This window comes from Nocardioides sp. SYSU D00038 (assembly GCF_016924665.1).
GTDB lineage: Bacteria > Actinomycetota > Actinomycetes > Propionibacteriales > Nocardioidaceae > Nocardioides.
Window position 1 is genome coordinate 1 of sequence record NZ_JAFFJT010000042.1, and the last position, 7,349, is coordinate 7,349.

Annotated in this window: 6 protein-coding genes; all 6 read right to left on the reverse strand. The window is 76.4% G+C overall.

What is annotated here, in order from left to right; translation table 11 throughout:
- Nucleotides 1-1,094: hypothetical protein (locus JT721_RS20525; protein WP_205475297.1), on the reverse strand; the 1,094-nt coding region annotated here is incomplete at its 3' end.
- Nucleotides 1,091-2,245: a hypothetical protein gene (locus JT721_RS20530; RefSeq protein WP_205475298.1), complete on the reverse strand. Its 1,155-nt coding sequence runs from the start codon at nucleotides 2,243-2,245 to the stop codon at nucleotides 1,091-1,093. The genes JT721_RS20530 and JT721_RS20525, both read right to left, overlap by 4 nt.
- Nucleotides 2,242-3,024 (reverse strand): heme ABC transporter ATP-binding protein, encoded by a 783-nt coding sequence (locus JT721_RS20535; RefSeq protein WP_307828182.1) that lies wholly within the window; start codon nucleotides 3,022-3,024, stop codon nucleotides 2,242-2,244. The genes JT721_RS20530 and JT721_RS20535 overlap by 4 nt, the downstream gene beginning before the upstream one ends.
- Nucleotides 3,021-4,040, reverse strand: coding sequence for an iron ABC transporter permease (locus JT721_RS20540; protein WP_205475301.1), 1,020 nt, complete (start codon nucleotides 4,038-4,040; stop codon nucleotides 3,021-3,023). The genes JT721_RS20535 and JT721_RS20540 overlap by 4 nt, the downstream gene beginning before the upstream one ends.
- A gap of 86 nt (nucleotides 4,041-4,126) precedes the next feature.
- On the reverse strand, nucleotides 4,127-5,305 hold the full coding sequence (locus JT721_RS20545; RefSeq protein WP_240341198.1) for a hemin ABC transporter substrate-binding protein: 1,179 nt from the start codon (nucleotides 5,303-5,305) through the stop codon (nucleotides 4,127-4,129).
- A gap of 333 nt (nucleotides 5,306-5,638) precedes the next feature.
- On the reverse strand, nucleotides 5,639-7,060 hold the full coding sequence (locus JT721_RS20550; protein ID WP_205475299.1) for a hypothetical protein: 1,422 nt from the start codon (nucleotides 7,058-7,060) through the stop codon (nucleotides 5,639-5,641).
- Between the last annotated feature and the right edge of the window lie 289 nt (nucleotides 7,061-7,349).

The window sequence follows — 7,349 nt, forward strand, 5'->3', positions numbered from 1 at the left end:
GGGCCCGGCGGCTGGCCGCCTGCGCCGGGCGGTGGGGGCAGCGGTGCCGCAGGCGCGGACGGCGAGGCCGGCACCGTGGTGGTGCTGCCGGGCTGGGCGGGCCCGCTCGGCGGCGCCACCGGGTCGTCGGCCGACCAGCTCACCGCCAGGGGCGACGCCGTCTTGTAGGCGTCGGTGGCGCCGCCGGAGGAGTACCAGTACGCCGCCGAGCCGGCCCGGTCGAGCCAGCCGAGGAAGCCGGACGGGAACGCGCCCCAGTGGGGGCCGGAGCGCACCTGCGCGATCCCCGCAGCCGGGGCGTCGTAGCGGACGCCGGCGTAGGCGGGGGTGGCGGTGAAGCCACCCCTGGCGGGCAGCGCGACCTGGCTGCGCGGCAGATTGGCGAGGGTGACAGTCTGGCGCGGCATTGCGGTCCAGCGGGTGGGGTCGTCGCGGTCGGAGGCGTAGCCCGACAGCGTGCCGGTGAGCCGGGCCTCGGACCGGGTCACCACCAGGCGCGGGTCGGAGACGACGAAGTAGGACATCCCGCTGTAGTGGACGACGCTGAAGCTGCCGGTCCAGCTGACCGTGGCGGTGCCGGCACGGGGGTCGACGCTGCCGCGGCCGCCGTCGACCACGACCTGGTGGCCGGAGAAGCGGCCGCTGGTGGGGCTGGTGATCCTCGCTCCGGAGGCGTCGGTGCTGAGCCCGGCGAACGTCGCCGCGACGAACCGTCCGTCAGCGGTGCGCTTCTCGATCCGCACCTTCCCCCGGCTGGCCCACCACGCGACGGCGTCGGTGTGGCTCCAGCGGCCGTTGCGGATGGTGCGGCCGCCGGATCCCGGGTCGGGCACCTGACCGGCGGAGAGGAAGTTGTAGGTGCCCGGGGCGAACGCCGCGTTGTTGCTCTCGTCGTTGAGCCCCCAGCGCAGCTGCGCGTCGTCGACGGTGAACGCCGCCGCGGGGTCCGGCGTGGTCGAGGGGGTCGTGGTGGCCGTGGGGGTCGCGGTCGGCGACGGGTCGGCGGTCTCGGTGGGGAGGGTCTCGCCCGAGGCGAGCGCCGCCGTCGGGGCGCTGAGCACCACCACCGCCGCGGTCAGGAGCAGGCGCCTCATGCCGGCGCCCCCGGAGCGTCCGGTGCCCCCGGGGTGGCTGCCCGCCGGGCGCGCACCAGGCGCAGCGCGGCCGCGGCCAGGGCGAGCAGGAAGACGGCGGCCGCCCCGAGCAGGAACACCCGCCGGGGCGCGAGGCCCGCGTCGTCGTCCTCGCCGACGGCCGCGGCGGCGGTGGGGGGAACGGTCACGGGGAAGCGCTCGGACACCTCGACGCCCGAGGCCGCGCCGGTGAGCCGGAGCTCGTGGGTGCCGGCCGAGGTGTCGGCGGGCAGCCGGATCACACCGGCGACCTCGCCGCCGGTGCCGGCGAGCACCGGCCCCAGCACGGCGACCCCGTCGTCGAGGATCGCCACGACCTGCTCGCCCGGGGAGAAGCCCCGGGCGACGAAGGTCAGGGCCCGCCCGGCGACCGCGGTGGCGCGGTCGGTCGACAGCACCGGCCGCCCGGTGCCGGCCGCGGGGCGGCCGCCGCCGGGGGTGGCCGCGCCGCCGTCCGGGGTCGTGGCCGATCCCGGCGGGTCGGTCTCGCCGCCGGTCGGGGTCGGGGCGTCGCCGCCGGCAGGCGCCTCGTCGTAGACGTCGCCGAAGCGGACCGGCGTGAAGGTCTCGTTGGCGGGGCTCTTGACGCCGTGGGCGCCGATCGTGATCACGCCGCAGGTGACCTCGGTGCAGTCGACGGTGCGCGTCGCGCCGGTGCGGTCGACGCTGTCGAAGCGGGGGCCGGGCACGGTCAGACGCACCGTGAACCCGCCCGAGCCGGACATCACCGTCTGGGCCTCGCCAGCCGTCGCGCCGCCCGGGAAGGCGATGAACTGCAGGTACCCGCGGTTGCCCGAGCCCTCGACGTCGGGGATGTAGCGGTAGTCGCGGCCGGTGAGGCCGCCGCGGGAGGGCTTCCACGAGCCGCCCTGCGGGTCGTCGACCCAGCCGAACATCGCGTAGACGCCGCCGAACCCGCCGCGCACGGGCTGGAAGCCGGTGCCGCGGATGGTGAGCCGGGTCTGGTAGGTGTCGTCGGCCTCGGCACCGCCCCGGTCGTTGGTGACGGTGACCCGGCTGCGGGCCTCGGCCGGTCCGGCGGCGGCCAGCGCGACGAGCGGGACGCCGGCCGCCAGGACGCCTGCCACCAGCAGCCGCAGCGGCCGGCTCACCGGGTGCTCCTGCGGTCGGCGAGCACGAGCAGGTCACCGGTCGTCGGGTGGGGCAGCACCTCGACCGGGGTGTCGTAGACCCGGCTCAGCAGCGGCCCGCGAAGGACCTCGGCCGGGGCACCCTCGCCGGCGACCCGGCCCCGCTCGAGGAGCAGCACCCGGTCGGACCAGGCCGCGGCGAGGCTCAGGTCGTGGAGCACCACGACGACCGCCGCGCCGGCGTCGGCCTCGGTGCGCGCGCGGCCCAGCACCGTCTCCTGGTGCCCGAGGTCGAGGGCGGCGGTGGGCTCGTCGAGGAGCAGGATCCCGGTGCGCTGGGCCAGCACCCGGGCCAACGACGTCCGTCCCCGCTCGCCGCCGGAGAGCTGGGCGAACGGCCGGTCGGCCAGCCGCGCGGTGTCGGTGAGGCGCATGGCCTCGGCGACGGCCTCGTCGTCGAGGTCCTCCTCGTCGAGCCCCCGCCACGGCGCCCGGCCCATCCTCACGACGTCGACGGCGGGGAACGGGAACGAGACGTGGTTGTCCTGGGTCAGCACCGCCCGGGCGCGGGCCAGCTCCTTGAGCCGCCAGTCGGTGAGTGGACGGCCGAGCACCTCGACCTTGCCGTCGGTCGGCTCGAGGTCGCCGGCGAGCACGGCCAGGAGGGTGGACTTGCCGGCGCCGTTGGGCCCGACCAGGGCCAGCACCTCGCCGTGCCGCACGTCGACGTCGACGCCGTCGAGCACGGTGGTGCCGCCGTAGCGGACCACCAGCCCGCGACCGACCAGCGCGGCGCTCACGCCCAGCCTCCCGACGTCCGGCGGGTGCGGCGCAGCAGCCAGAAGAAGAACGGCCCGCCGACCAGCGAGGTGAGCATGCCGAGCGGCAGGTCGGCGTAGGCGACCAGGGTGCGGGCGCCGGTGTCGGCGACCACGAGCACCAGGGCGCCGGCCAGCAGCGAGGCGGGGATCAGCGTGCGGTGGCCGGGTCCGGTGACCATGCGCACCAGGTGGGGGACCACGAGGCCGACGAACGCCACGATGCCGCAGAAGCTCACGGCCGCGGCGGTCAGCAGCGCGACCACCACGATGAGGAGCACCCGCAGCCGCTCGACGTGGACCCCCAGGTGGCGCGCCGACCGCTCGCCGAGCGCCAGCAGGTCGAGGCTGCGAGCGCACGCCATCGCCGCGACCACCCCGACGGCGGCGAGCGGGGCCACCACCGCGACGTACTGCCAGCGGCTGCCGTTGAGGCTGCCGAGCTGCCAGAAGACGATCTGCTCGCGGGCCTGGGTGTCGCCGAGGAACATCAGCATGGCCAGCAGGGCGGCCGCGACGGCGTTCACCGCGATGCCGGTGAGCACCAGTGTCACGACCTCCGTGCGACCGTCGCTGCGGGACAGGGCGTAGACGACCAGCGTCGTGACCAGGCCGCCGAGGAAGGCGCAGGCCGCGACGGTCCAGTCGCCCGCGAAGGTCAGGCTGAACACGATGGCCGTGGCGGCGGCGACCGCCGCGCCGGAGGAGACCCCTACCACGCTGGGCTCGGCCAGCGGGTTGCCGAAGACCCCCTGCATCAGCGCCCCGGCCACCGCGAGCGCGCCGCCGACGACGATGCCCATCGCGACGCGCGGGAAGCGGACCTGCCACAGGGTGTCGTCACCGCGCGGGTGGGTGGGCATAGGGCCGAGGTCGATGCCGATGCCGTGCAGGAACGAGCCCAGCACCTGGTCGAACGGGATCGGCAGCTGGCCGGAGCCCGCGGCGGCGAACGAGGCGACGACCAGGCCGGCGACGAGGGCGACCAGCAGCGTCACGGTGCGGGTGCGCCGGCCCGGGCCGACCGCGACCGGGGCGGGGGCGGGCCGGGTGCCGAGCCCGTCGGGCGCGCTCGCCGTGGCGGTCACAGCGCGTCCGGGGCGTAGAACGCGACCGCCAACGCGTTGAGGACGTCGGCGGTGCGCGGGCCGAAGCTGAGCACCTGGTCGTCGTCGACCGCCACGATCCGCTCGTTCTCGCCCGCCGGTGTCTGGGCGAGCGCGGGGAACCGCTCGAGGAGTCCGTCGGCACCACCCACCGACTCGAGGCCGTGGCGCATCATCACGACCACGTCCGGCTGCGCCGCGATCAGGCCCTCGTCGTTGACCGGCCGCATCCCCTTCCAGCCGATCTCCCCGCTGACGTCGTAGCCTCCGGCCGCCTCGATGAGGGTGTCGGCGCCCGAGCCCTGGCCGAACATGTAGTAGACGCCGGCCTGGCCGCGGACGTAGAGGAAGATCGTGCGGAGCTTGCCGGCGAGGTCCTGCGGCGCCGCGGCGGCGATGTCGTCGGTGGCCGCGGCCGCCTGCTCCTCGAGCCGGCGCGCCAGCGCCCGGCCCGCGCCGGGCACGCCCAGGGCGTCGGCGACCTGCTGGGTGAGGGAGGAGAGGTTGTCGAGCCCCCGGTGGGAGTCGACGACCACCACGGGCACGCCGGCGTCGCGGAGCTGGAGCATGACGTCCCACGGGCCCAGCGAGGTGTCGGTCAGCACGACCGTCGGGTCGAGGGCGAGGATGGCCTCGGCGCTCAGCTCGTGGCCGTTCTGGGTGACCAGCGGGCGGTCTGCGATCTCCGGGAACGACGACGAGACGTCGCGACCCACGACGCGGTCGCCGAGCCCGAGCTCGAAGACGGTCTGGGAGAGGGTGCCGTAGACGTCGAGGGCCAGGATCCGGCTGGCGTCCTCGACCGTCACCCGGGTGCCCTGCGCGTCGGTGACCGTGGCGGGCAGCGCCGGTCGCGGGTCGTCGTCCACGGGGTCGAGCACCGGGTCGGGCAGGTCGATGTCGAGGACCCCCCGCCACGAGCGCGGGTCCTCGAGCGGGGTGACGTCCGAGAGGCGGGGGACCGACGTCGTCGCGCCGCTGGAGCTGTCGGGGTCGTCCTGGGAGAGCACCGGGCCGCAGGCGGTCAGCGCGGCGAGCGCCGCGAGGCCGGTCAGGACGGCGGTGGCCCGGCCGGTGCGGCGGGTCGGGCGGGGAGTGGCGGGTCGACGCATGGGGTCGGGAGTCCTCGGGATCACGGCGACGACCGTCGTCGCCAAGAGGTGAGCCTAACCTAACTTAGGGTCACCTTGCCTAGGGGTCTGCGTCTCGAGACTTCGTGGCTAACAGCGCCGCCGTTCCCGGCGGCGGAGGACGTTCGGGTGCGGGCACTGGTGGTCGAGCAGCGAGCGCCAGCGAGCGTCGTCGAGACCCCGTCCGACGAACGCCCTCCCGTGCCCACCGGAGGGCGTTCGGCTGTCTGGGGTTTCGAGGCTCGCTTCGCTCGCACCTCAACCAGCGGCGCTGGTCGAGGTGCGAAGGCCGCTAGGCCTGAGCCTCGAGACCCGGTGAGACGGATGCCCTCCCGTTCCCCAGACGCTGCCGGGGGCGGATCAGCGGCGGGGGCGGGCCCGCTCCCGGGCGTTGAGCACGGTGAGGACGGCGGCGCCCAGCAGGAAGCCGGTGCCGAGGACCCACGGCCACCCGGCGGGTGTCGCGGAGTCGGGACGCACCGGCGAGGAGGTCAGCGCGTAGACCGACGGGATGCTCGGCATGGGGTCGAACGGTTTGGTCTCCGACGGCTCGGAGGTGGGGAGGTTCCCGCCGGGGGGCGGCACGGGCGCGGAGGGCACGATGCCACCACCGGGGACGCCGGTGACGCCCGGGATCGGACCGAGGCTGGGTGTCGAGACCGGCACCGACGGCGTCGAGGTGGGCGCGGACGTCGTCGGGCTCGAGGTGGGGCTGCTCGACGGGGAGCCGGTGGGGGTGCTGCTCGGGCTCGAGGTCGGGGTCGACGTCGGCGGGGGCGTGGGCGGCGGCGGGTCGACCGGCTTGTCGGCGTCGTAGCTGATCGTGACCGGACCGGCGACCTTCGCGGCGTCGAGGGAGTCGCCGGAGGAGTACCAGTCGTCGGCGGTGCGCAGCGGGACTTGGTGGCGGACGAACGAGAGCGGGAACGCGCCCCAGCCCTGGCCCTTGCGGACCTGCCTGCGGACCCCCGGCGCGGGGTCGGCGAAGGTGACCCGGCCGTAGCGCGGGGCGGTGCTGAAACCGCCGCCGGTCGGCAGCCGGAACTGGTCGCGCGGCAGGTTGGCCAGCACGACCTCGTCGGCGGGCACCCGGGTGCGCGGGGCGTCGGCGGGGTCGGCGAAGCCGGCCACCGTGCCGCGGAGCACCGCGGCGCCGGGGGTGATCACCAGGCGGGGGTCGGTGACGGTGAGCAGCGCCTGCCCGGAGCCCCGGACGATGGTGAAGGAGCCGGTCCAGCGGATGTCGGCGGTGCCGGCCGCCGCGTCGACGGTGCCGGTGCCGCCGCGGACGACGACCTGGTGGCCGCTGTGGCGTCCGGGGGTGCCGGTGCCGAGAGGCTGGCCGGCGGCGTCGGTGCGCAGGCCGCGGAAGGTGGCGGTGCGGAACGTGCCGTCGGGCTGCCGCTTCTCGATGCGCACCTGGCCGGAGGTCGCCCACCACGCCTTCTGCCCGGTCTTCTGCCACAGGCCGTCGACGATCAGCGGGCCGCCGGCGCCGGGCTCGGGGACCGTGCCGGCGGAGAGGAAGTTGACGGCGCTCGCGCCGCGCGGGGTGTTGACGAGGTCGTTGACGCCCCAGCGCAGCTCGGCGTCGGAGACCTGCAGGCCCGGCTCGGGCGGCGGCGGGGTGGTCGCCTCGGCGGAGGCGGTCTCGCCGGCGGACGTGGACGATTCGTCGGCCGCCGACTGGCCGCCGGCCAGCAGCACGACCGAGGGCGCCGCCAGCGCGGTGAGGATGCCGCCGGCGAGCAGCCGGCGCAGTCCGCGTCCGCTGGTGCGCATCAGGTCCCCTTCCCGTCGTCGCTCGGCGCGGGGCCGGCCTCCCCGGGCCCCGGGGCACCAGTCTGCGTCGGTCCGGCGCCTCCTGTCAGCCCGTCCGCGGGACGGGGACGGGCGAACGCATCCTGGTCGGGCCCTGCAGGGGCGCCCGGTGCGGCCGGTGTGGCGGGGCTGGCCGGGGCGTCGGCGGGCGGCGCGACGACCGGCTGCTGCGCCGTCGGGGCGCCGGGGTCGGCCACAGGCCCGGGGGTGGCGGCCCCGGGGGCGGCTGGGGTGGGGGGCTGCTTGCGGA

Excerpts from the sequence above, each read along its gene's own strand:
- JT721_RS20550 (WP_205475299.1), bottom strand. The coding sequence starts at position 7,060 with ATGCGCACCAGCGGACGCGGACTGCGCCGGCTGCTCGCCGGCGGCATC.